Source organism: Actinomadura sp. RB99 (genome assembly GCF_014706005.1).
Lineage (GTDB): Bacteria > Actinomycetota > Actinomycetes > Streptosporangiales > Streptosporangiaceae > Spirillospora.
In genome coordinates this window covers 134,679-157,660 of the sequence record NZ_JABMCA010000010.1, presented here as the reverse complement: position 1 = coordinate 157,660, position 22,982 = coordinate 134,679, and the positions used below count along the sequence as shown (strand labels likewise).

Genomic DNA, 22,982 nt, shown 5'->3' with positions numbered 1-22,982 from the left:
GCGAGCGCCGGCAAGGGGGTCCGGGAGTCCTAAGACCATTTGCGGAGCGGGCCCGGGGGCCGATGGCCGATGCCGTATCGCGGCCCGCTTCCTAGCGTCGAGGGCATGAAGACGGCCGCTGGAAAGACAGCACTGATCACTGGAGGATCCCGGGGGCTCGGCCGGGCGCTGGCCCGCGAGCTCGCCGGGGACGGCTGGGCGCTCGTCATCGACGGCCGCGACGCCGCGGCGCTGGAGGCCGCGGCCCGGGAGATCGGCGGCGACGTCACCGCGATCGCCGGGGACGTCGCCGACGCCGCTCATCGCGCCGACCTCGCCCGCGCGGTCTCCGGCGGGCTCGACCTGCTCGTCAACAACGCGAGCACCCTCGGGACGACGCCGCTGCCCCGGCTCGCCGACCAGCCGGTGGCCGACCTCGCCGCGACGTACGCGACGAACGTCCTCGCGCCGCTCGCGCTGATCCAGGCCGTCCTGCCGCTCCTGCGTGACCGGCAGGGCGCGATCCTCAACGTCACCTCGGACGCCGCGGTCGAGAACTACGAGACGTGGGGCGGCTACGGGTCGTCCAAGGCGGCGCTGGAGCAGCTGTCCAACGTGCTCGCGGCGGAGGAGCCGTACGTCCGCGTCTGGTGGGCGGACCCGGGGGAGATGCGCACCGACATGCTGCGCGCCGCCGGCGAGGACGCCGACGCCGCGCCGCCGCCCGAGGAGGCCGCCGCCGCGTTCCGCCGGCTCGTCGACGGCCGTCCCGCCAGCGGCCGGTACCGCGCCGCCGACCTGGCGGCCGCGCGATGACCACGGTCCTTGAACCGGACGAGGCCGCCGCCGGGGAACGGCCGCGCCAGGGGGTGCTGGACGGCGGGTACCGGGTGGCGACCCTCGGGATCGTCCTCGTCGTCACCCTCCTGGCGTTCGAGTCGATGTCCGTCGGGACCGTCATGCCCGCCGTCGCCAAGGACCTCGACGGGCTGTCGCTGTACGCGTGGGGGTTCAGCGCGACGCTGATCGCGAGCCTGCTGTCCACCGTGCTGGCGGGCGGCTGGGTCGACCGGTCCGGCCCGGCCCGCCCGTTCATGATCGGCCTCGCGGTGTTCGTGGCCGGGCTCGCCGTCGCCGGCGCCGCGCCGACGATGTGGCTGTTCGTCGCCGGGCGCGCGGTGCAGGGCCTCGGCTCCGGCGTCCCGATGGTCGCGCTGTACGTGGTCATCGCCCGCGTCTACCCCGAGCACCTGCGGTCCCGGGTGTTCGCCGCGCTGTCGGCCGCGTGGGTGCTGCCGTCGCTGGTCGGCCCGGCCGTCGGCGGCGCCGTCGCCCAGCACCTCGGCTGGCGCTGGGTGTTCCTCGGCCTGATCCCGCTGGTCATCCCGCCCGCGCTGCTGCTGACGCCGACGCTGCGCGGCGTCCGGCGGTCCGAGGCCGCGCCGGACGGCCCCGGCCGGACCCGCTACACGGCCGCCATCGCGGCCGCCGCAGGCGCCGGGCTCCTCCTCTACGGCCTCGGGCGCACCGGCTGGGCCATGGTGCCCGCCGCCCTGATCGGCCTCGCCGGGCTCGGCTACGGGCTGCCCCGGCTGCTGCCCGCCGGGACCCTCCGGATGCGGCGCGGGCTGCCCAGCGTCGTCGTCGTCCGCGGCCTGCTGTCCGGCGCGTTCTTCGGCGCCGACTCGTTCATCCCGCTGACCCTCACCTCGCTGCACGGGTTCAGCCCCACCAAGGCCGGCGTCGTGCTGACCGTCGGGGCGCTCGGCTGGTCCGCCGCGTCCCAGATCCAGGGCCGGTCCAAGCGGTCCCGCGAGTTCTTCGCGCTGCTCGGCGCGGTGCTCGTCGCCGCCGGGATCGTCGCCGTGACCGTCGCGCTCCAGCTGTCCGGCTGGGCCGCCGTGCCCGCCTGGATCGTCGGCGGCGCCGGCATGGGCTTCGCGATCGGCAGCCTCAGCGTCCTGATGCTGGACCTGTCCCCCGAGGACGAGCAGGGCGTCAACTCCTCGGCCCTGCAGATCGCCGACACCCTCGGCTCGTCCCTCGTCGTGGGCGCCGCGGGCGCGCTCGTCACCGGCTTCGGCACCGGCCGCCTCCACCCGGGGCTCGCCGCCGCCGGGGTCATGTTCGCCGCGATCGCCGCCGCCGGCGTCGTCGCCGCACTCCGCCTGGAGGCCCGGAAATGACCGACATCATCGACTTCACCCTGCCGCCCGACCTCGAAGCCCACGAGCCGCCCGAGGCCCGCGGCCGGACGCGCGACGGCGTCCGCCTCCTCGTCGGCCGCCGCGCCACGGGCGAGGTCTCCCACCACGAGTTCCGGGACCTGCCGTCGCTCCTGGACCCCGGCGACCTCCTCGTGGTCAACACCTCCGCCACGCTGCCCGCAGCCGTCCGCCTCGACCGCATCAGCGTGCACTTCTCCACGCCCCTGCCCGGCGACGGCGACGACCGCGACTGGATCGTCGAGCTCCGCCGCCTGTCCGGCAAGGCGAGCCTCCCCTACGACGGCGGCAGCCCCGGCGAATGGATCCCGATGCCCGGCGGCGTCACCCTCACCCTCATCGGCCGCCGCACCGACCGGCTCTGGCAGGCCCGCCTCAGCACCGACGTCGTCCCCTACCTGCGCGGCCACGGCGTCCCCATCCGGTACGGGCACGTCCGCCGCGACTGGCCCACCTCCGCGTACCAGACCGCCTTCGCCCACGACCGCTCGACGGGCGGCGCCGAGATGCCGAGCGCCGCCCGCCCCTTCACCCCCGAACTCGTCACCCGCCTGGTGTCGCGCGGCGTCCTCATCGCCCCGATCACCCTGCACACCGGCGTCGCGTCCCTTGAGGCCCACGAACCCCCGTACGCCGAGCGCTACGAGGTCCCGGCCGCCACCGCCGCGCTCGTCGGGCACGTCCGCTCCCATGGCGGACGGGTCGTCGCCGTCGGCACCACCGCCGTCCGCGCCCTGGAGACCGCCGTGGACGCCTCTGGACACGTCCAGGCGTCCTCGGGATGGACCGAGCACGTCGTCACCCCCGAAGGCGGCGTCCGCGCCGTCGACGGGCTTCTCACCGGCCTCCACGAGCCGCGCTCGTCGCACCTGATGATGCTCACCGCCATAGCCGGCCACGCCCTCCTCACCGCCACCTACGAGGCCGCCCTGGACGAGGGGTACTTGTGGCATGAATTCGGGGACCTGAACCTGCTACTTCCCTAGAGACGGCGACCAGCAGAGGTGCGCGGGGATCCCGTCGGTCATGAAGCTCTCCTCGAACGGCTCCCACGGCCCGGGATGGTCGATGACGTGCACGCGTCGCCCCGCCGGCTCGCCCCGCCCCGCAGGCAACTCGGGACGGGCCGAGCCCGCCGTGAGCCCGGCCCGCCCAGCGACCGCGAGGATCGTCTCGGCTTCGAACGGCCCGGTCAGCGCGATGTCGAATTGCTCGGGATCCAGACGGCGCAACAGCGCCTCGACCACGTCCCGGTCCACCGCACGCGCGCGCGCCGCGCGGATGAGGTCCTCGAACGCGTCCGCCGCGCTCTCAGGGTCGTCGCCCCACGCCAGGAAGGACTCCTCGACCTGGTGGTCGCGCCCCACACCGCCGCCGCCGTCCTCCAGGCCGTCCGGGTACTCCGTACGCGCCCACGCCGAGCCGTCCCACCAGTAGACGTACTGGACGATGTGCTCCTCGCGCATCGTCTCCGCCAGCCACTCCCAGGGCAGCCACGCCGGGCCACCGGCCAGCAGGTCGATGGGCGGCACCTGGCGCCGGGTCTCGCTGTAGTCGACGTCGTAGCCGTACAGGATCGCCCGGCCGCCCTCGACCCAGCTCATCCCGTGCCAGCCGTTGCCGACGTCCTCGGTGCGCACCCCGTCGTCCCGCACCTCCGCACCCCACCCCGGGGTGCCCACGCTGAGCATGGCCGTGGCGCACGCCTCCGCCCACAGGTCCTCAGGATCCGCCAGCTCCAACTCCACAACCACAGACCACTCCCGTCCCACCGATGACCGTCCGCCGTACGACGCGGCCCTCACCCCCACAGTTCCCCGAACCGTCAGCCCCGGGCATCCCAGCCGTAGACGTGGCCATGCCGCAGCCACCCCAGACCGAAAGGCATCCGAGGCAGGCCCGGCAGTGGCGGGAACGTGGGTGGTGGTCATGCGGCCCGGTCGAGGGCGGGATCACCCGGTGGCCCATTGCTCGGTGCCGCAGGCCGGGCATCGGCCGGCGGCAGCAACCGATACACATACCGCCCATCCCGATCCTTGCTGATCTGGATCTGCTCCGGGCGGCTGTGCTTGAACCGGTTGTGCCACCCGCACGTCAGGGTGAGCTGATCGATATCGGTCGGCGACCGGCCGAGCGCCCATCCGTGAACGTGATCCACTTCGCACAAGGTGCCGGGCACCTCACACCCCCGCACCGCACACGAGGGGTACAAGGCTTCCAGGACCTGCCGCTGCGCCGGGCTCGCGAACCGCTCGCGCCATCCCAGGTACAGCGGGGTGTTGCCCTTGCCCAGCAGGAGCGGTGCGACTCCGGCCGAGAGGGCGATGCGGCGGGCCTGCTCAGCGGGGATCGGCGTCCCATCGATGAGCCGGGCCGGGGCGTTGCCGCCGGTGAGGGTGTCCAGGTCACAGATCACGGTGACCTTCGTGGCTTTGTGTCCGCCCGACAACACGCCGGACAAGGCGGCCGCGGTGCGCTCGCCCAGGTCCCGGCGGTCATCAGGCCCGGCGGGCTTGGCCAATGGCGCCAGGGTGCCTTCCCAGATCGCGGCGTCTTCGGGGTTCAACCAGCCCTTGACGTACCGGCCGCCATCGAGGGACCGCGTCGTGGTCAGCCACGACTTGGCGTAGCCGCGGCGGGTGTCCTCGTCGGGTGCGTCTTCGGTGCCGTCGCGTTCGGCGATGACGTCACGGATGCGACTGCCGAACGCGGCGACCTTCCCGGCCGAGAACCCTTCATCGGCCATCTCCAGTAGCAGCGTCTCAGCCTGCGCGCAGTCGATGTCGTCCAGCCGCGCGACCGAGTCCGCAATGGTGGTGGCGTAGCCGATCGACAGCTCCCCAGCCGCCAGCCGCTGGGCGACTTGTGGAAGGCGGTGGCGCTGGCGAGCCAGTGCCAGGCGGTCTTTGGCGCGGTTGTCGCGCATCCCCAGACGGGACCGCAGCCATGCCTTGGGGGAGGGGTATCCCCACCGGGCATGTTCACCTGCCGCGTCGACGCGGCCGATGAAACCGGCCATCGCGCTTTCCTGGAGGTCGGTTGCGGCGGCGAGCGTTTCGGTGAGTTCCAGGCACGCGGCCGCTGATTCGGGGACATCCCTCTTGGCGAGTTCAGTGGCGATCGTTGAGAGCGCGTCCACCAATTCTGCGGTGGACGCGCCCGCCAACTCGACCGTCACGGAATGCATACCCGCATTCTACTCACCGTGACCGGTGATTGCATCCCGAATTCACTGCTGCAATGCGGACACTCTCCGGTATTCAAATGGCGGCTATTCCCACAGCACCGCTGGCAGCCTCACCCGTTGGAACACGCGCGCGGAAGGGAGTGGTGAGGTGGCGCGACCCGGGGCGGGGCAGGCGGAGCCTGCCCCTAACGCTGCCTCAGGGGCCGCAGAGGCTCCAAAGTCAAGGGTGGACGAAGTCCATCGCGAAGCGACGCCGAAGGCGCCTTTGACTTTGGAGGGGCGGCCCCGTACGCAAGCGCCACCCCACCACCCGAACACCCGAACGCACCAAGGACAGGCTGGAGCACTCCAAACAGGCTCTGGGATGTCGGGCATCGAGACGCCGAGCTACGGCAGCTCGTGCTCCCCGCGCTTGACCGCGTCCACCAGCGCCCGGAACCCCCCGCATGGCCGTGGCGCACGCCTCCGTCCACAAGACTGCCCCTTCCGCCGGCTCCGGCGTGTGAATTCGGTCAGCGGGTGCGGAATCGAGTGCTTAGCCTGGACGTATGAGCACTCGCAGCGTTGGAGAGCGGTTGAGGGCCGTACGCAAACGGCGCGGGCTCACGCAAAGGGAGCTTTCCAGCCTCTCTGGAGTGTCCATCTCCCTCATCCGGAAGCTGGAGCAGGGAGAAAAGGAGGACACGCGGCTCGAAACGCTCCGCAAGCTCGCCTCCGCGCTGAGCGTTTCCACTTCCGACCTGATCGAGAGCCCCGCTCGCGGCGTTCTCGAATCCAACGGCCACGAGCAGTGGGAGCCCGTCCGCAGGGCACTGAACGGACGGCACGGAACCTCGCCCGGTGAAGCTCCCACCGTGCGCGGGGTGTCGGACGCGCTCGCGGCGTTGATGCCGCTCTTCTCCGGTGACCAGTACTCGCGGCTCTCCGCCGCGCTGCCGCCGCTGCTCCGCGACGCCGACGAACTCGGGGCGGACGCGCGGCCGGTCCGGGCCCGCCTGCTCCACCACACGGGGTGGCTGCTCACCCAGACGCGCCAGTTCGACGCGGCGGACGCGGCGCTCCGGCGGGCCCTCGACGAGGCTCCGGACCGGCTGGAGGCGGCGGCGATCGTCAGCACCCTCGCCTGGCTCGAGATCCGGCAGGGACGCCTCGCCGAATCGCTCGCGGTCGCGAGCCGGTGGGCGGACGAGATCGAGCCCCGGATGTCGCGGGCGACCATGGCGGAACTGGCCACGTGGGGGTGGCTGCTCGTCCGGCTCTCCGCCGCGGCGGTCAGGAACGCCCAGCCCGGGGACGCCGAGGACGCCATCCGGCTGGCCCGCGCGGCGGCGGTGGCGATGGGCGCGGAGTACGCGCCGCGAAACGACTTCCTCCAGGCGTTCGGGCCGTTGACCGTGGCCATGAAGCGGGCGGAGAACGCCATGGTCGAGGACCGCCCGGATCGCGTGCTGGCGATGTCGCAGCGGATACCGGTGGCGGACCTCAGGCCCACGTCGAACAACCGGAACAGGCACTTGCTGGACGTCGCCCAGGCCCGGGTGTCCCTGCGACAGCACGCGGAGGCGTTCGACATGCTCCAGAGAATCCGGCACGACGCCCCCGAATGGCTTCCCAACCAGCGCTACGCGCGCGACATTCTCGGGCAGATCATTTCCCGGCGCCGGACGTTGACGTCCGAGATGAGAGAATTCGCGGATTTCATCCACGTGGCCGTGTGACGCGACGTGGCACTTCGGAATCCGCCGACTCGAAAGTGCCATTGTTGCGGCGATGCCCGCTCTCTAACGTCTCTCGCATGAGGGCTTACCGCCTTCGCCTAACGCGGTGGCAAGCGTTCCCGAGTGCGAGGAGGTCGCGAGGTGGAGCATGCCCAGGCGTCGGAGGTCGACGTCCGGCACTACATATCCATGCTTGACCGGGAAGTGGCTACTTGGCCTGGTTTGGCGTGCGGGATTGTGCGGCGTCCGGGCGAAGGCGTCGTTCTGAACGTCGTGCGGATCGGTTCGGCGCTCAACTCGGTCGAGATCGCGTGCCGGAGGGTGGACGGCATCGACTGGTACGCGTGGGCGTCCGACGGCGAGTTGATCGGCGCCGTGGACTTCGTCGAGGACGTCGCCGCCGCCATAGCGCGCGTTCTCACCGAGCGGGCTGACGCATGAGTCCCGCGCTCGTGACCGGGGGTTTTGCCGGCGTCGTGCTTCTGGTCTCGGTCTTCGGTGCCGTCTGCGGGCTGGTCGGGGTCGTGTTGGGCGCCGTGTGGACGTCTCGGCGGCGGCGTCCGGTCAGGCGTCCACGGCACCGCCGCGAGGCGGACGCGCCGCCGCTGATCGTCGCCGCTCCGACGGACCCGCTCCGCGACATCTACCGACCGCGCCCTCGTTGAGGGGCAGGCGCTCGCGCCGGATGCGCCCCCTGGCGTCCGGTGCGAGGCGGGGTCGTCGCGAAAGGGCGGCCCCGGAACCCGGGTGTTCCCCCGACGCCCGGGAGAGGCGTCCCGGAGTCGCGGCGGTGCCTGGCTCCGGGGCGTCTCGCGACCACACGAAAGGAAAGCGCGATGGGTAAGCACAAGAAGCAGGTCGACTGCGGTGCCTGCGGTGGGAAGGGCGGGTCGTGGCAGACGAACGACGGGGAGAGGTTCTGGCGGCCGTGCGTTCTGTGCAACGGGACGGGGAAGCAGTGACCGTCGGCGCGGCTCTCGCGGCCGTTCCGCGCGAGTGGTTCGTCCCGGACGAGATCTTCGTGCGCGACGGCGCCGGGTGGCTGGTGCCGCTGCGGCGGTCGGACGATCCCGATCGGTGGCGGGAGGCGGTGTCCGGCGGCGACGCCGTCGTCACGAAGGTGGAGTTCGATCCGGCCGTGCCGGAGGAGTTGCGGGACGCGGCGACCGGCAGGGGCGTGAACGCCGTCAGTTCCAGCAGTGCGCCGCACATCGTCCGGAAGATGCTCGAACTCCTGCGTCCGGCTCCGGGGATGCGGGTGTTGGAGATCGGGACGGGGACCGGCTGGAACGCCGCTCTGCTGGCGGAGATCACCGGGCCGCGCCGGGTGACGTCGGTCGAGATCGCGCCGGATCTCGCCGAGCGGGCGCGGCGGAACCTGGAGCGGGCGGGCTACACCGTCCGCGTCGTGACCGGCGACGGCGAGGCCGGGCATCCCGGGGACGCCCCGTACGACCGGGTGATCGCCACGGCGGCCGTCACCGCGCTTCCGTACGCGTGGGTGGAGCAGACCCGGCCGGGCGGCCTGATCGTGGTGCCGTGGGGGCCGGTGTTCCATCCCGACTGCCCCGTCGCCCGTCTGGAGGTGCGGGCCGATGGCACGGCCGAGGGCCGATTCCACGTCCCCGGATGGTTCATGCCCCTGCGCGACCAGCAGAGCCCGCCGTCGGCGTTCGACGAGGCGGAGCAGCGCTGGGACGCGGCGGGACGGCCGGACGTGCGGCGGTACGGGATCACGGTCGGCCCCGGGCGGCAGACCGTCTGGCTGGACCGACCCGAGAACCGGGTCTGACGCCTGTTCAGCGGGGGGTGAGCAGGCAGAACTCGTTGCCCTCCGGGTCGGACAGTACCGTCCAGGGGACGTCGCCCTGGCCTATGTCGGTGTCGGTGGCGCCGAGGGCCCGCAGCTTGTCCGCCTCCGCCGCGTGATCGTCGTCGGGGTACGGGCGGAGGTCGAAGTGGATGCGGTTCAGCCCGGTCTTCGCGTCGGGCGTGCGGATGAACTCCAGGTACGGCCCGACGCCCTTGGCGGAGCGGAGCCTCGCGAGATCGTCGGTGACCTCGTGCAGGGTCCAGTCCATCGCCTCGTCCCAGAACCGGGCCATGGCCCGCGGGTCGGCGCAGTCGACCACCAGCGCGGCGATCGGCCCGGTGTCCCGGTAGAGCTCCCGGGGCTCCAGCACGCAGAACTCGTTGCCCTCGGGGTCGGCGAGGACCGTCCACGGGACGTCGCCCTGGCCGATGTCGGTGTCGGTGGCACCGAGATCCTTCAGGCGCGCGACCAGTTCCGCCTGGTGGGCCGGGGAGGTGGTGGCGAGGTCGATGTGCAGGCGGTTCTTGACCGTCTTGGGGTCCGGGACGCGGAGGACGTCGATGAAGAGGACGGCCGGGTCGGGATAGGCGACGCCCTCGGGCGCGAGGTTGGTCACGCCGGGGCCCTCGCTGTCCATGCCCCAGCCGAGCGCCTCCGCCCAGAACCGGCCGAGCGCGGAGTCGTCCGCCGCCTTCATCGCAATTTGAATGAGCCGCGTCGCCATGCCGCCGATCCTAGGGCCGGGCAGGCGGGGGGTGCGCGCCGTGAAGGTTGCGCCCCTCTGCGTCCCCGGCCTTGAAGAGGCGCCCCGGAGCCGCGGCGGCCGCGGGCTCCGGAACGTCTCGCGAACGGCCGCGGTCGCGCGGCCGTCCCTCAGATGGACAGCGTCACGGAGTGGACCTCGTCGGCGCGGTGGCCGGCCCGGTCATGGATGCGCTGGACGGCGTCGGCGTCCGGGGCCTCGGACAGGCAGTAGACCGTGCCGGACTCCGGGTCGGCCCAGGTGTGCTCGAAGACGACGCCCTCCTGGTCCTGGATCGCGAGGTCGGCCTCGTGGGCCTCCCTGAGCTCGTCGCCGGTCACTCCGGTCATGCCGTGGTGCACGTCCATGAACTTGGCCATGGTTCCTCCCCCGATCTCGACGCTCCCGGCTCGGGGAGGCCGGACTCACGATCAGGCCGAGCCCCTCCCCTCGAGCCGATCGGACATTTCCGGCGTACCGCCCATCCTTGGCGGATAAACCTCGCATCGCGCGGCCCCCCGCCCCCTGACCGGCGGCGCGGCGCCGTCTCGCATGGCGGACCTGGCGCGCGAGGGGTGTTCCGCGGCCGGTACCGTTGTGGACAGCTATGGACGGGTCAGCACAGCGAACGCTGCTCATCACACTCACCGGACGCGACCGCCCCGGCGTGACGTCGCGGTTGTTCCGGACACTCTCCCAGTTTCCGCTCACGGTCGCCGACGTCGAGCAGGTCGTGATCCGCGGACGGCTCGTCCTCGGCGTCCTGCTGGCCTACACCGAGGGCGCCGACATCGGCCGCGTGTGGAACGCGGCCGAGAAGGTCGCCAACGATCTCGACATGGAGATCGAGCTGTCCACCGGCCGCAACAAGCGGATGCCGAAGCGCGGCGGGCGGCTGCACGTCACCGTGCTCGGCGCCCCGCTGAAGCCCGCCGCGATGGCCGGGATCGCCGGGCGGATCTCCGCGCACGGCGCCAACATCGACCGCATCGAGCGGCTCGCGCAGACCCCGGTGACCTGCATCGAGATGGACGTGTCCGGCGCCGACCCGGACACCCTGCGGGCCGGCCTCGCGACCGAGGCCGCCGAGCAGCAGGTCGACATCGCCGTCCAGCACGGCGGGCTGAGCCGGCGCGCCAAGCGGCTGATCGTCATGGACGTCGACTCGACCCTGATCCAGGGCGAGGTGATCGAGCTGCTCGCCGAGCACGCCGGCTGCCTCGACGAGGTCGCCAAGGTCACCGAGGCCGCGATGCGCGGCGAGCTGGACTTCGAGGGGTCGCTGCGGGAGCGGGTCGCGCTGCTCGCGGGGCTCGACGCGGCCGCGATCGACGACGTCCGCGACAAGCTGCGGCTCGCGGCGGGCGCCCGCACCATGGTCCGGACGCTGAAGCGCCTCGACTACAAGTTCGCGATCGTCTCCGGCGGGTTCACGCAGGTCACCGACGCCCTCGTGGAGGATCTCGGGATCGACTACTCCGCCGCGAACACGCTGGAGATCGCGAACGGGAAGCTCACCGGGCGGGTCACCGGGCCGGTGATCGACCGGGCCGGCAAGGCCGCGGCGCTGCGGCGGTTCGCCGCGGAGGCCGGCGTCCCCGTCAGCCAGACCGTCGCGATCGGCGACGGCGCCAACGACCTCGACATGCTCCAGGCCGCGGGCCTCGGCGTCGCCTACAACGCCAAGCCCGTCGTCCGCGAGGCCGCCGACACGGCCGTCAATGTCCCGTACCTGGACACGATCGTCTTCCTCCTCGGGATCTCCCGCGAGGAGGTCGAGGCCGCCGACGCCGCCGACGCCGTCCGGCAGGACTGAGCCGGGGGATCACTCCCAGGCGGCCGTGGCGGGGTCGACGCCGCGGGATTCGGCGTTCGCGAAGATCGCGTCGCGGAGCCAGGCGGTGAGGCCCGGCTCGATGCCGTCGAAGTAGGCGGCGAAGCCGGGGTCCTCGGCGAACATCCGCCCGAGGCACGCGTGCATCGCGTGGGTGCAGTCGAAATAGGTGCCCAGCAGCGCGCGGTGCCGCTCCGCCAGCGTGTTCGCCTCGGCGGACCCGGGGGCCACGCAGGCGCGGCAGGCGGCGGCGAGGTCGGCGTTGAGGGCCTCGGTCCGAGCCGCGACGTCCTTCCAGTCCCGCGGCGTCATCCGGGCGGCGCGTTCGGCGTACTGCGTCCACTGCGCGGTGCCGCCCCAGCGGTCGCGGGCCTCCCCGACCCGCTCCGGGCGCCAGTCGGCGCCGAAGATCTCGACCTGCTCCTCCGGCGTCAGCCGCAGCCCGGCGTCCAGCGCCTCCAGCATGCGGTCGACGGCGCGGGCCATCTCCCGGAGCCGCCCGGCGCGGCGCTCCAGCTGCGCCCGCTGCCGCCGCAGGTGGTCGCGGGCGTCGGCGGACGGGTCGTCGAGGATCCGGGCGATCTCGGCGAGCGGGAACCCCAGCTCCCGGTAGACCAGCACGCGGTGGACGCGAGCGATGTCGTCCGCCGAGTACACCCGGTACCCCGCCGGGGTGTGCCCGCTCGGGCGGACGAGGCCGACCGCGTCCCAGTGGTGCAGCGTCTTGACGCTGACCCCGACCAGCGCGGCGGCCCGTCCGACGGTCAGCCCGTCCGCCTCGGGATACGTCACCGGCCCAGTGTGCACCAGGCCGGTGACGGGGCCGCTCACGGCCGCGGGACCTCGAAGCCCGCCTCCCGCATCCAGGCGGCCTGCGGGCCGTCCGGGTCGAGGGGCCGGGCGGCCGTCATCACGACCCGCGCGTTCTCCGGCGTGACGACCTCCAGCTCGACGGAGTTCCACGGCTTGTCCACCGGCCCCTTCGTGCATCCCGGCGCCAGCTCCTCGCAGCGCGCGGCGATCTCGTCGATCTGGCCGAGCACGCAGGCGAAGCTGACGCTCACCGCCGTGGCCGCGCCGGCCGGCTCGCCGGGCACCAGCAGGACGTCCTGGAACGCCCATCGCCGCAGGTGGGTCACCCGGTCCGGGACGGAGAACAGGTCGACGAAGCCGAGCCCGCGGATCCAGAAGTCCTTGGAGGCCGCGAGGTCGCGGGCGGGCACGGTGACGAACATCGGCATGCCGTAGATCTCGCGGTAGATCTCCGCGGGCTTCGCGTCCGGCACCGGCATCGGAACGGGGCTGAGGTACTCGCTCATGGGTCCCGATCGTCGACCCTCCCGCGACGTCAGGGTCAACTCCGGCGGTCCGAGCGGACGCCTCCGGCGGTCCGAGCGGGCGCCTCCGGCGGTCCGAGCGGGCACCTCCGGCGGTCGTCCGGGCCTAGGGTGACGATCATGCCCTCCGCGCTCGTGCTCATCGACCTGATGCCCCGCATCGTGGCCCTCCCCCTCGCCCCTCACTCCGGTGACGAGGTGCTCGGACGGTGCCGGTCCCTCGCGGCGGCATTCCGCGCGAAGGGCCTCCCGGTGGCGCTCGTGCGGGCGGAGCGGCCGGGCGTCGCGGAGCAGCCGCCCGGCAGCGGCCTCGCGGACGGGCTCGCCGAACCGGGCGACATCCTCGTGGTGAAGCGGACCGTCGGCGCGTTCCACGGCACCGACCTCCACCAGCGGCTGCAGGAGCGCGGGGCCACCACCCTCGTCCTCGGCGGGCTCGTCACGACGATGGGCGTCGAGTCGACCGCGCGGGCGGCCGACGACCACGGCTACGAGGTCGAGTTCGCGTCCGACGCGATGTCCGGGTTCGCCGCCGACGAGCACGAGTTCACGGTGCGGCGGATCTTCCCCCGGTTCGGCACGGTGCGCGAGACCGCCGCCTACCTCTGATCCCCACGCCCGCCGCCCCGCTCGGCCCCAGCCCGGACCGGCCCGGAACGATCATCGCGGGGGTTTCGGGGTAGGAGTGCCGGTATGCGGTCACCGGCACCCGCCGGGACCGGCGGGACGAGTCGGGAAGGCGAGCCGGAGCGGTGCTGAAGCGTGCGCGGTCGGCGTACGCCCAGATCAACGGGCAGTCGGCCCCGTTCTATGGGCTGGCGGCGGCGCTCGCCATCGCGATCCCGCTGCTCGCCGGGTCGCTGACGGGCCGCCCCGCCCAGGGCTCCATGATCGCGCTCGGCGCGTACCTGGTGGCCCTGCGCGCGCCCGAGGGCCCGTACGGCAACCGGGCGCGGGACCTCGCGAGCGGCGTGCTGATGGTCGCGGTCGGATCCGCGGTCGGCGGGCTGCTGAGCGGGCACGCGTGGCCGGCGGTGATCGTGGTGCCGCCGCTCATCGCGCTCGGCGTCGGGGTGCCGCGGATCGGGTCGACCGCCGGGCTCGCGGTGCTGCTGAGCGCGATCCGGCCGCCGTCCGCCGACGTCATCGGCGTCGGGCTGCTGGAGCTGATCGGCGGGCTCCTCACCATGGGACTGCTGCTGGTCCCGTGGCCGGTGCGGCGGCTCCGGCCGCTGCGGGAGGCCCTCGCCGAGGCCGCCGACCGCGTCGCCGAGGCCCTCGACGCCGTCGCGCAGGACGTCGGCGCCCCCGACCCGAGCGCGCTGAACGCCGTCGAGCTCACCAATCCCGACCTGATGGCCGTCACCCGGATGCCGGACTGGGAGGAGCGGCGCCGCGCCGCGTCCGAGGCCCTCACCGACGCCCGCGCCACCTACGGCCTGTACCGGTCCGGGCGGGGGCGGGCCAGCGACGAGCCGACCCGGCCGGAACGGCTGATCGACGCGCTGGGCCGCGTCCTGCACGAGACGGTCACGCTGCAGGCGGTGCTGGAGGCCGCGAAGAACTACCCGCCGGACCGCGAGTGGACGCTGGAGACGCAGACCGCCGTGTCCGCGCTCGCGGCGCGGCTGCGGCTGCTCGCGGGCGCGATCGCCACCAACGGGGAGGCGCCGCTCGGCGGCGAGGAGTCCGGGGCCGTCCGCCGGATGGGGCGGCTGTCGGAGCAGATCCGGCGCGCCGGGCTCGCCGGCGACGAGGACCTGATCGCGGTGTCGCTGATCGGGCAGGTGCGGCGCTCCATCGACCGCATCGCCGGCGAGACGGCCTCGGCGCGCCGCACCATCGCGGGCGGCCTGCGGATCGGGATCGGGCCGCCGCGGATGCCGGGCGCGCCGGACCCGAGGGCGGAGCTGGCCCGGATACGCCGCGCCGTCCGCACCCGCTCGCCGATGTTCCGGCAGATCACGCGGGTGTACGTCACCGCCGTCGTGTCGATGGCGCTGGCCGCGGGGCTGCACATCCCGCACGGCCACTGGCTGACGATCACCGCGATGCTGAGCCTGCGCGCGACGTACGGGGAGACCGTCGAGCGGCTGGTGCAGCGCGTCGGCGGCACCGCCGCCGGATCGGTGGTCGCCGCGGTCGTGCTGACGCTGGCGCCGACGCAGCCGCTCGTCGCGGTGATCGCCTTCGTCTTCGCGCTCGCCGGGTTCGCGCTGCGGCCGATCAACTTCGCCTACTGGGGGCTGTTCGGCACGCCGCTGGCGATGATGCTGCTCGACTTCTCCGCGCCCTCCGACTGGCGCATCGCGGGCGAGCGGATCGGCCTGGTCGCCGGGGGCACCGTGCTGTCGTTCCTCGCCGTCCGGCTGCTGTGGCCCGCCGGGCACCTGGAGCGGCTGCCCGTCCAGCTCGGCCGGATGATGGCGGTGCACGCCGACCTCGTCCGCGCGGCGGCGGACGTGGTGGGCGGCGAGCGGGTCCGGCTGCCGCAGGAGAAGGTCGTCACCGCCGAGCGGTCCGCCGAGGCCGTCGCGGAGACCCGGGACCGGCTGACGCACGAGCGGGTGCCCGACACGGCGCAGATCGGCCGGCTGCGCGACGCCGTCCGCGCCGCGCACCGCGTCCGCGACCACCTGATCGCGGTCTCCCGGGTGACCCGGGAGGAGGCCGTCGACGCCGGGCCGGTGCCGGAGATCCTGGACCGGCTCGCCGACCAGCTGGAGGAGGCCGCCGGGCTGCTGGAGGACCCCGACGACGAGGAGCTGCGGAACCGCTCGCCCGCCGCGGAGCTGGAGGAGGAGCTCGCCGGCCTCGACGACTACCTGAAGACGCTCACCAAGCGGCGCCGCGCCGAGATCAGCTCGGGCGTCGGCCGGGAGGAGCTCACCCCGCTGCGGCAGGCCCTGGCGCAGGTGTCCGGGACCCGGTACACGGTCCGGTCGCTGCGCCGCGACATCGGCCGGGTGATCGACGCGTCGCTGGCGGCGGTCGGCCAGAACCCGCCCGCGCCCCGGCCGGACGCCGCCCGGCCGGACGCCGCGCCGGTCAGTCCTTCGGGGTCCGGAACGTGACGAGGGTGCCGAGGCCGGGCCGGACGTCCGCCCACGCGCCCGGCAGCTCCACGACCGCGAGCGCGCAGGTCGGGAACCGGTCCGGGGCCCGCCCGGTCAGGTCGTGGACGAACTGGTGCACCGCCGGGTTGTGGCCCACGAGCAGGACCGTCCCGGCGTCGTCCGGCACCTCCGCGACCAGGGACAGCAGCAGGTCCGGGTCGTTGTCGTAGATCGTCGGCTCGAAGGCCGTCCCGGCGGGCGGCCGGACGGCGAGCAGGTCGAGCGTCTCCCGCGTCCGGACGGCGGGGGAGCACAGCACCCGCGCGGGGGCGAGGCCCTCCGCGCGCAGCCACTCCCCGGCCGCCGCGGCGTCGCGGCGCCCGCGGCCGTCGAGGGCGCGGTCGATGTCGGCCGTCCCGAAGCCCGCGACGGCCTTGGCGTGGCGGAGCACGATCAGCGTCGGCATGCCGCCACCCTACGGCGCGACCAGCGCCGCCAGCCCCCACAGGGCGAGCAGGATGGCGAGCATCCCGCAGAGCACCAGGGCGAAGCCCTTACCGCCGGACAAGGCCGGCTTGTCGCCGCTCGCCACAGCGCCTCCCGTCTCTCGGTCGCGTTCCCGCGTACAGCGTACGACCGGTGCCGCGTGGTCCGGACACCACCCGGGGGAAACGCGAAAGGGGCCGGTGGCGCGACGCCACCGGCCCCTCGGATCCCGGACGGGTCAGGACGCCCCGGCCGGCGACTCGTCGGCCTTGCCGGACGCCGCCGAGCCGTTCGCCTCGACCGCGACCGCCTCCTCCGCGGGGGCCGGCGCCTGCTCGGGCGCGGTGGCCTCGACGGCGCCGCCCTTCGCGCCGCCGCCCTCGGTCTCGCCGCCCGCCGCGCCGCCGCCCTTGGCCGCGGTGGGGTTCGCGGCCCCGCCGCCCGCGCCGGCCGACGGGGCGATCGGGTCCGCGCGGCGCTTGGAGACGACGATCGCCGCGACGACGATGCCGACCGCCACGACCGTCACGCCGGCCCGCAGCGCGTAGTTGTCGGCGTAGGTCACGACCGCGTCCGCGATCAGCAGCGCGACCAGGTTCATCACCTTGATCAGCGGGTTGATCGCGGGGCCGGCGGTGTCCTTGAACGGGTCGCCGACCGTGTCGCCGATCACCGTCGCCGCGTGCGCCTCGCTGCCCTTGCCGCCGAGGAAGCCCTCCTCGACGACCTTCTTCGCGTTGTCCCAGGCGCCGCCGGCGTTCGCGAGGAACACCGCCATCAGCACCCCGGCCGCGATCGCGCCGCCGAGGTAGGCGCCGAGCGGCGCGTACCCGAGCGCGAACCCGACCGCGATCGGCGTCATGATCGCCAGCAGGCCGGGGGTGGCCAGCTCGCGCTGCGCGTCCCGGGTGCAGATGTCCACGACCCGGTCGTAGTCCGGCTTCTCGGTGTAGTCCATGATCCCGGGCTTGGTGCGGAACTGCTCGCGCACCTCCACCACGACCCGTCCGGCCGCCCGGCCCACCGCCATGATCGCCAGGCCGGAGAACAGGAACACCACGGCCGCGCCGATGATCAGCCCGATCAGCACGTTCGGGTTGTCGATCGACAGGTTGATGCCGTGGTTGAACTGCGACCCGATGGCGTCCTTCGCGGACTTGGACGCGTCCGCGAGCGCCGAGTTGACGGCCGTCCCGAACGAGCCGAACAGCGCGGTCGCCGCGAGCACCGCCGTCGCGATCGCGATGCCCTTGGTGATGGCCTTGGTGGTGTTGCCGACCCCGTCCAGCCGCTCCAGGACCTTCGCGGCCTCGCCTTGGACGTCGCCGGACATCTCCGCGATGCCCTGGGCGTTGTCGGAGACGGGCCCGAAGGTGTCCATGGACACGATCACGCCGACGGTGGTGAGCAGCCCGGTGCCGGCCATCGCCACCGCGAACAGCGCGACGGTGGTGTTGCCGAAGCCGAGCAGGAACGCGCCGTAGACGGCCCCGGCGATGACGAGCGCCGTGTAGACCGCCGACTCCAGGCCGAGCGAGATGCCGGACAGGATGACGGTCGCCGGGCCCGTCCGGGAGCTGTCGGTGACCTCCCGCACCGGCTTGCGGTTCACCTCGGTGAAGTAGCCGGTGAGCAGCTGGATCGCGCTCGCCAGCACGATGCCGATGATCACCGAGCCGAGCGCCACCCAGCGCGGGTCGGCGTCCACGTTGTGGATGCCGCCGTCCAGGTCGGCGAACGACGAGGGCAGGTAGGCGAACGCGGCGATCGCGACGAGCACCGCGGAGATGACCGCGGAGATGAAGAAGCCGCGGTTGATCGCCGACATCCCGGACCGGTCGCCGTCCCGCGGCATCACCGCGAAGATGCCGATCACCGCGGTGATGACGCCGATCATCGGCACCAGCAGCGGGAACACCAGGCCCTGCGTGCCGAACGCCGCGGTGCCCAGGATGAGCGCGGCGACCAGCATCACCGAGTACGACTCGAACAGGTCCGCGGCCATGCCGGCGCAGTCGCCGACGTTGTCGCCCACGTTGTCGGCGATCGTCGCCGCGTTGCGCGGGTCGTCCTCCGGGATGCCCTGCTCGACCTTGCCGACCAGGTCGGCGCCGACGTCGGCGGCCTTGGTGAAGATGCCGCCGCCGACCCGCATGAACATCGCGAGCAGCGCGGCGCCGAAGCCGAAGCCCTCCAGGACCTTCGGCGCGTCGCCCTGGTAGGCCAGCACGACGACCGCCGCGCCGAACAGCCCGAGGCCGACGGTGAACATGCCGGCGACGCCGCCGGTGCGGAACGCGATCCGCATCGCGGTCTTCTCGCCGCCCTCCTCGCGGGCCGCCGCCGCGACCCGCACGTTGCCGCGGACCGCCAGCCACATCCCGGTGAAGCCGGTGACGGCCGAGAACACCGCCCCGATGACGAAGAACACCGACCGCCCGATGCGCTCGCTCCAGGAGTCGGCGGGCAGGAGCAGCAGCACCAGCGGAATGAGCACCACGAAGACGGCGACCGTGCGGAACTGGCGTTTCAGGTAGGCGCTCGCGCCGACCTGGACCGCGCGCGCGATCTCCTGCATCTTCTCGGTGCCCTGACCAGCGGCCAGTACATCGCGTACCAGACCCGCGGCGACGGCCAGTGCCAGCAGTGCGACCACGGCTACGACGACGACCAGTGACAGGTCGCCGCCGCCGAGATCCACGTCTGCTGCTGCAGTGGCCGGGCTCGACAGGGAAAGCCCAGACATCCGTCCTCCTCGACAGGGGCGTTGCGATCCGACCGTCAAAAGACGATCTTTACCGCCTACCCCGCGAGTCCTGATTTCGAACGCCTCGCACGGCAGCGCGGGTGCGGGGAGTCTACGCAGGCGAAGGGCGAATGAGAAGGGCGCCAGACCCTTAATGAGGATGTCACGGAAAAGCAATCCGCATTACGCCGTAATTTGACCTTTGAACCGGGTCGGCCGCTATTTCCGCAGGTCAGCCGAGGTAAGCATGGTCTTACCCCGCGGCCGGGTTGACAGGGCCGCGGTCAGCGCCGTCCGGCGGCGCCACACGCGCCGCTCGGTAATTAAGCTAGGCATTATCACGCAATATGTCCAGGCCCAAATCCGGACGATTCAAGATCATTCCTGGAAGAGAATCTCACACGCCGGCGAGTGCTCCGTCCCGGGGGTCCCACCGCCCCCACAGGCCCCATTTCCACACGACCCGGACGCCGCGGCCGGACGCCGCGGCCGGACGCCGCAGCCGGGCGGCGCGGAGTTCGGGGTGCGGGTGCGGGGGCGGGGTCAGGCGGAGCGGGGGCGGGCGGCGGACTTGCGGTAGCCGCCCGGCGCCACGCCGAACTCCCGCTTGAACGCCTTGGCGAACGCGAACTCCGACGTGTACCCCGTCCGCTCCGCCACCGCGCTCAGCGGGTCGCGCGTCTCCCGCAGCAGCCGTCCGGCCGTCGTCATCCGCCAGCGCGTCAGGTACGCCAGCGGCGGCTCCCCGACCAGCGCCGCGAACCGCCGCGCGAACGCCGCCCGCGACAGCCCGGCGCACCGGCCGAGCGCCTCCACGGTCCACGGCCGTCCGGGCTCCTCGTGGATGGCCTTGAGCGCGCGCGAGATGCCCGGGTCGGTCAGCGCCGCCGCCCAGCCGTCCGGGGCGTCCGCCTCGTCCAGCCAGGCCCGCAGGACGTAGAACAGCAGCACGTCGATCATCGGGGGGACGATCCCGTCCGCGCCCGGCCGCCCGCCGGACAGCTCCGCGCAGAGCAGCGCCACCGCCGAGCGCAGCTCCGGATGCCGGCCGTGCCGCGCCCGCACGTGGATCACCGGCGGCAGGCCGCGCAGCAGCGGATGCGGGCGCGCCTGGTCGAGGTCGTACGCCCCGCACAGCATGACCGTCCGCGCCCCCGGCCCCTCGATGGTCAGCTCGCCGAAGCCGCCGCCCCCATCCGGCCCGGTGTGGAGCCTGGTCGGCGTCGTGGCCGGATCGTCCGCGAGGACGTGCTCCCGCCCCGACCGCAGGAACACCACGTCGCCCGCGGCCAGCTCGACGGGCTCGCCCGCCTCCCCGACCCCGCCCAGTTCGCTCGGCCCGCTCGGCCCGCTCGGAGGGACGAGCCAGCAGGCGCCCTCCAGGATCACGTGGAATCCGGGGCCCGCGACGGGGCGGAGCCGCATGGCCCAGGGGGCGCGCGCGTCGGTGCGCGTCGCCGCCGGGAGGCCGGTCCGCATCGAGGCGATCACTTCACTGAGCACGTCCATGCCCGGAATGCTACGCGGGGCCCGAGACGGACGGACATGAATCGGCGACTGCGAGACATTCAGCGTCTCCAGCTCGCTCCGTAGCGTGATCGGTGTCAGGTCCACGCCCACACCAGGAGAGACATCATGCGTGCGGTCACCCAGCGGGCCTTCGGCGGCCCGGAGGTCCTCGAAGTCGTCGAGACCGAGCGCCCCGTGCCCCTGCCGTCCGAGGTCCTCATCCGCGTCCGCGCGACGGCGGTCAACCCGGTCGACGCCTACATCCGCGCGGGCTCGTTCCCTCTCCTCGGCGAACCGCCGTTCGTCCTCGGGTGGGACGTGTCCGGGGTCGTGGAGGAGGTCGTCCCGGGCGTGACGCGCTTCCAGCCGGGCGACGAGGTCTACGGCATGCCGCTGTTCCCCCGCGCCGCCGGCGGCTACGCCGAGTACGTCGTGGCGCCGTCGCGGCAGATCGCGCGCAAGCCCGCCGGACTCGGCCACGTCGAGGCCGCCGCGCTGCCGCTCGTGGGCCTCACCGCCTGGCAGGGCCTCGTGGACGCCGCCGGAGTGCGGGAGGGCGACCGGGTCCTCGTGCACGGCGCCGGCGGCGGCCTCGGCCATGTCGCCGTGCAGATCGCCAAGGCGCGCGGCGCGCACGTCGTCGCGACGGCGAGCGCCGGCAAGCACGACTTCGTCCGGTCGCTCGGCGCCGACGAGGTCATCGACTACCGGACGGCCGACTTCACCGAGGCGACCGGCGACCTCGACATCGTCTACGACGCCGTCGGCGGCGGGTACGGCGAGCGCTCGCTGCGCGTCCTGCGGCCGGGCGGCCTCCTCGTCACCGCCGTGGACCGCGAGGACGCCGCCCTCGCGGCCGCCGCCGCCGCTGCCGGGCGCCGCTTCGCGGGCATCACCGTCGAGCCCGACCACACCGCCCTCGAAGCGCTGACGGCGCTCGTCGAGGACGGCCTGCTCCGCCCGCACGTCGCCCAGGTCCTGCCGCTCGCGGACGCCGCGAAGGCGCACGAGCTCGTCGAGTCCGGCAGCACCCAGGGCAAGATCGTCCTCACTCCCTGACCGCCCCGCCCGACGCCGAGCACGGGGCACGGGTGCGAGGCGTGGAACGTGGAGCGCCGGGCGCTGGGGGTGATGCCGGGCGGGGGGTCACGCTGGGGGCGGGGTCACGCTGGGGGCGGGGTCACGCCGGGCGCGGGGTCACGCCGGGCGCGGGGTCACGCCGGGCGCGGGGTCACGCCGGGCGCGGGGTCACGCCGGGCGCGGGGTCACGCCGGGCGCGAGGTCACGCCGGGCGCGAGGTCACGCCGGGCGCGGGGTCACGCCGGGCGCGGGGTCACGCTGGGGGCGGGGACGGCGAAGGCCCCGCCGGAGCGGGGCCTTCGCCATGCGGTCTGGGGGATGGGCGCGAGCGCGCGTTCCGAGGAGCGCCCCCCGGCAGCGCCGAGGTCAGATGGTCGCCTCGGCCTCCGCCGGCCAGCTCATCCTGATCTGGACGCCCTTCGGGGTGGTGGCGATCTCCACGTCGTCGGCGAGCCCGGCGATGACCGCCAGGCCGAGTTCGGCGGTGCCCTCGCCCAGATCGAAGTCCAGGTCGTCCTCGTCGGGCCGGGCCGGCGGCCCGCCCGCCGCGTCGTCCCCGGGCACGGCGTCGCTCACCGTGACCTCGAAGCGGCGGCCCGCCCCGGTCAGCTCGAGCCGGACGGGCTCGTCCGGGCAGTGCAGGCGGTGCGCCTCCACGGCCCGCGAGCACGCCTCGCCGACCGCCAGCCTCACCTCGTCGAGCAGCGCCTCGGCGACGCCGCTGCGGCGGGCCACCGCGGTCACGATCAGCCGGGCGGTCCGGACGTGGACGGGCAGCGCACTGAAGGAGAGTTCAACGGTCGCCATCGTGGTGTCAGGCCGCCTACTTCGCGCCCTTGCGCTTCTCCTCGGCCTCGGCGATCGAGTCGTGGATGCCGAAGACCTTGGTCAGCCCCGTGATCCGGAAGATCTTGAGGATGCGCTCCTGGGTGCAGACCAGCTCCAGCGAGCCGTCGTGCGCGCGGACCCGCTTCAGCCCGCCGACCAGGACGCCGAGGCCGGTCGAGTCCAGGAACTCGACCTTCTCCATGTCCACGAGCAGGTGGAACTTGCCCTTGTTGACCAGGTCGATGAGCTTCTCGCGAAGCTTCGGCGCCGTGTAGACGTCGATCTCGCCCTCCACGTTGATGACGGTGAGGCCATCGTCGGTGGTGTAGTCGTTCACCTTCAGGTCCACAAATCCTCCAGCGCCGTGCAGCACAATCCGATCCCGCCCTCCGGGCTCCGCGGCGGCGGCCCGGGCGGCGAGACATCGCCGTGATTCAACCAC

21 protein-coding genes are annotated in these 22,982 nt (G+C 73.4%); 10 read left to right on the top strand and 11 right to left on the bottom strand.

What is annotated here, in order from left to right; genetic code table 11:
• The first annotated feature begins 105 nt into the window (after window positions 1–105).
• The 3 genes from amrb99_RS12585 to amrb99_RS12575 are packed head-to-tail and all read left to right on the top strand — an operon-like array spanning window position 106 to window position 3,190.
• Window positions 106–795: an SDR family oxidoreductase gene (locus tag amrb99_RS12585; protein WP_190856095.1), complete on the top strand. Its 690-nt coding sequence runs from the start codon at window positions 106–108 to the stop codon at window positions 793–795.
• On the top strand, window positions 792–2,165 hold the full coding sequence (locus amrb99_RS12580; RefSeq protein WP_190856094.1) for an MFS transporter: 1,374 nt from the start codon (window positions 792–794) through the stop codon (window positions 2,163–2,165). The genes amrb99_RS12585 and amrb99_RS12580 overlap by 4 nt, the downstream gene beginning before the upstream one ends.
• A complete protein-coding gene (locus amrb99_RS12575) occupies window positions 2,162–3,190 on the top strand; it encodes an S-adenosylmethionine:tRNA ribosyltransferase-isomerase (RefSeq protein WP_190856093.1) in 1,029 nt (342 codons plus the stop codon). Before amrb99_RS12580 ends, amrb99_RS12575 begins: the two co-directional genes overlap by 4 nt.
• On the opposite strand, the gene amrb99_RS12570 is transcribed toward amrb99_RS12575, so the two are convergent.
• Complete coding sequence (locus amrb99_RS12570; RefSeq protein ID WP_190856092.1) at window positions 3,179–3,952, bottom strand: hypothetical protein; 774 nt, start codon at window positions 3,950–3,952, stop codon at window positions 3,179–3,181. The two genes, amrb99_RS12575 and amrb99_RS12570, sit on opposite strands and share 12 nt — an antisense overlap.
• Window positions 3,953–4,131: 179 nt before the next feature.
• Window positions 4,132–5,391, bottom strand: coding sequence for an HNH endonuclease signature motif containing protein (locus amrb99_RS12565; RefSeq protein ID WP_190856091.1), 1,260 nt, complete (start codon window positions 5,389–5,391; stop codon window positions 4,132–4,134).
• 548 nt (window positions 5,392–5,939) lie between these two features.
• Here amrb99_RS12565 and amrb99_RS52335 point away from each other — a divergent pair.
• The 3 genes from amrb99_RS52335 (at window position 5,940) to amrb99_RS12550 (ending at window position 8,901) form a co-directional block, all read left to right on the top strand.
• A complete protein-coding gene (locus tag amrb99_RS52335) occupies window positions 5,940–7,109 on the top strand; it encodes a helix-turn-helix transcriptional regulator (protein ID WP_190856090.1) in 1,170 nt (389 codons plus the stop codon).
• A 141-nt stretch (window positions 7,110–7,250) separates the two neighbouring features.
• Window positions 7,251–7,550 (top strand): hypothetical protein, encoded by a 300-nt coding sequence (locus amrb99_RS12555; RefSeq protein WP_190856089.1) that lies wholly within the window; start codon window positions 7,251–7,253, stop codon window positions 7,548–7,550.
• 487 nt (window positions 7,551–8,037) lie between these two features.
• Complete coding sequence (locus amrb99_RS12550) at window positions 8,038–8,901, top strand: methyltransferase domain-containing protein (protein ID WP_347256653.1); 864 nt, start codon at window positions 8,038–8,040, stop codon at window positions 8,899–8,901.
• A 7-nt stretch (window positions 8,902–8,908) separates the two neighbouring features.
• Here the strand turns inward: amrb99_RS12550 and amrb99_RS12545 are convergent, their stop codons facing one another.
• Together amrb99_RS12545 and amrb99_RS12540 are read right to left on the bottom strand one after the other, a co-directional pair.
• Window positions 8,909–9,646, bottom strand: a complete 738-nt coding sequence (locus amrb99_RS12545) for a VOC family protein (protein WP_190856088.1) — start codon at window positions 9,644–9,646, stop codon at window positions 8,909–8,911.
• A 149-nt stretch (window positions 9,647–9,795) separates the two neighbouring features.
• A complete protein-coding gene (locus tag amrb99_RS12540; RefSeq protein ID WP_190856087.1) occupies window positions 9,796–10,044 on the bottom strand; it encodes an SCO4226 family nickel-binding protein in 249 nt (82 codons plus the stop codon).
• A gap of 227 nt (window positions 10,045–10,271) precedes the next feature.
• Here amrb99_RS12540 and serB point away from each other — a divergent pair, with 227 nt between their 5' ends.
• Complete coding sequence (gene serB / locus amrb99_RS12535) at window positions 10,272–11,480, top strand: phosphoserine phosphatase SerB (RefSeq protein WP_190856086.1); 1,209 nt, start codon at window positions 10,272–10,274, stop codon at window positions 11,478–11,480.
• 9 nt (window positions 11,481–11,489) lie between these two features.
• Here the strand turns inward: serB and amrb99_RS12530 are convergent, their stop codons facing one another.
• Together amrb99_RS12530 and amrb99_RS12525 are read right to left on the bottom strand one after the other, a co-directional pair.
• Entirely contained in the window at window positions 11,490–12,290 is an 801-nt protein-coding gene (locus tag amrb99_RS12530; RefSeq protein WP_347256652.1) for a MerR family transcriptional regulator, read from the bottom strand.
• A gap of 35 nt (window positions 12,291–12,325) precedes the next feature.
• Window positions 12,326–12,817, bottom strand: coding sequence for a VOC family protein (locus amrb99_RS12525; RefSeq protein WP_190856085.1), 492 nt, complete (start codon window positions 12,815–12,817; stop codon window positions 12,326–12,328).
• A gap of 138 nt (window positions 12,818–12,955) precedes the next feature.
• Here amrb99_RS12525 and amrb99_RS12520 point away from each other — a divergent pair, with 138 nt between their 5' ends.
• Both amrb99_RS12520 and amrb99_RS12515 read left to right on the top strand, forming a co-directional pair.
• A complete protein-coding gene (locus amrb99_RS12520) occupies window positions 12,956–13,444 on the top strand; it encodes an isochorismatase family protein (protein WP_190856084.1) in 489 nt (162 codons plus the stop codon).
• A 143-nt stretch (window positions 13,445–13,587) separates the two neighbouring features.
• Window positions 13,588–15,909: an FUSC family protein gene (locus tag amrb99_RS12515; RefSeq protein WP_190856083.1), complete on the top strand. Its 2,322-nt coding sequence runs from the start codon at window positions 13,588–13,590 to the stop codon at window positions 15,907–15,909.
• Here amrb99_RS12515 and amrb99_RS12510 read toward each other — a convergent pair.
• The 3 genes from amrb99_RS12510 to amrb99_RS12500 form a co-directional block, all read right to left on the bottom strand.
• Window positions 15,884–16,357 (bottom strand): histidine phosphatase family protein, encoded by a 474-nt coding sequence (locus amrb99_RS12510; RefSeq protein WP_190856082.1) that lies wholly within the window; start codon window positions 16,355–16,357, stop codon window positions 15,884–15,886. The two genes, amrb99_RS12515 and amrb99_RS12510, sit on opposite strands and share 26 nt — an antisense overlap.
• Window positions 16,358–16,615: 258 nt before the next feature.
• The gene (locus amrb99_RS12505; RefSeq protein ID WP_190856081.1) at window positions 16,616–19,123 is read right to left on the bottom strand and encodes a sodium-translocating pyrophosphatase; all 2,508 of its coding nucleotides are present in this window, start codon (window positions 19,121–19,123) and stop codon (window positions 16,616–16,618) included.
• 543 nt (window positions 19,124–19,666) lie between these two features.
• Window positions 19,667–20,632, bottom strand: a complete 966-nt coding sequence (locus amrb99_RS12500; RefSeq protein WP_190856080.1) for an AraC family transcriptional regulator — start codon at window positions 20,630–20,632, stop codon at window positions 19,667–19,669.
• 126 nt (window positions 20,633–20,758) lie between these two features.
• Between amrb99_RS12500 and amrb99_RS12495 the strand changes: the two genes are divergently transcribed.
• Entirely contained in the window at window positions 20,759–21,691 is a 933-nt protein-coding gene (locus amrb99_RS12495; RefSeq protein ID WP_190856079.1) for an NADP-dependent oxidoreductase, read from the top strand.
• 387 nt (window positions 21,692–22,078) lie between these two features.
• On the opposite strand, the gene amrb99_RS12490 is transcribed toward amrb99_RS12495, so the two are convergent.
• Window positions 22,079–22,519, bottom strand: coding sequence for an ATP-binding protein (locus amrb99_RS12490; RefSeq protein WP_190856078.1), 441 nt, complete (start codon window positions 22,517–22,519; stop codon window positions 22,079–22,081).
• Between the two features lie 16 nt (window positions 22,520–22,535).
• Window positions 22,536–22,889: an STAS domain-containing protein gene (locus amrb99_RS12485; protein ID WP_021597910.1), complete on the bottom strand. Its 354-nt coding sequence runs from the start codon at window positions 22,887–22,889 to the stop codon at window positions 22,536–22,538.
• Window positions 22,890–22,982 lie beyond the last annotated feature (93 nt).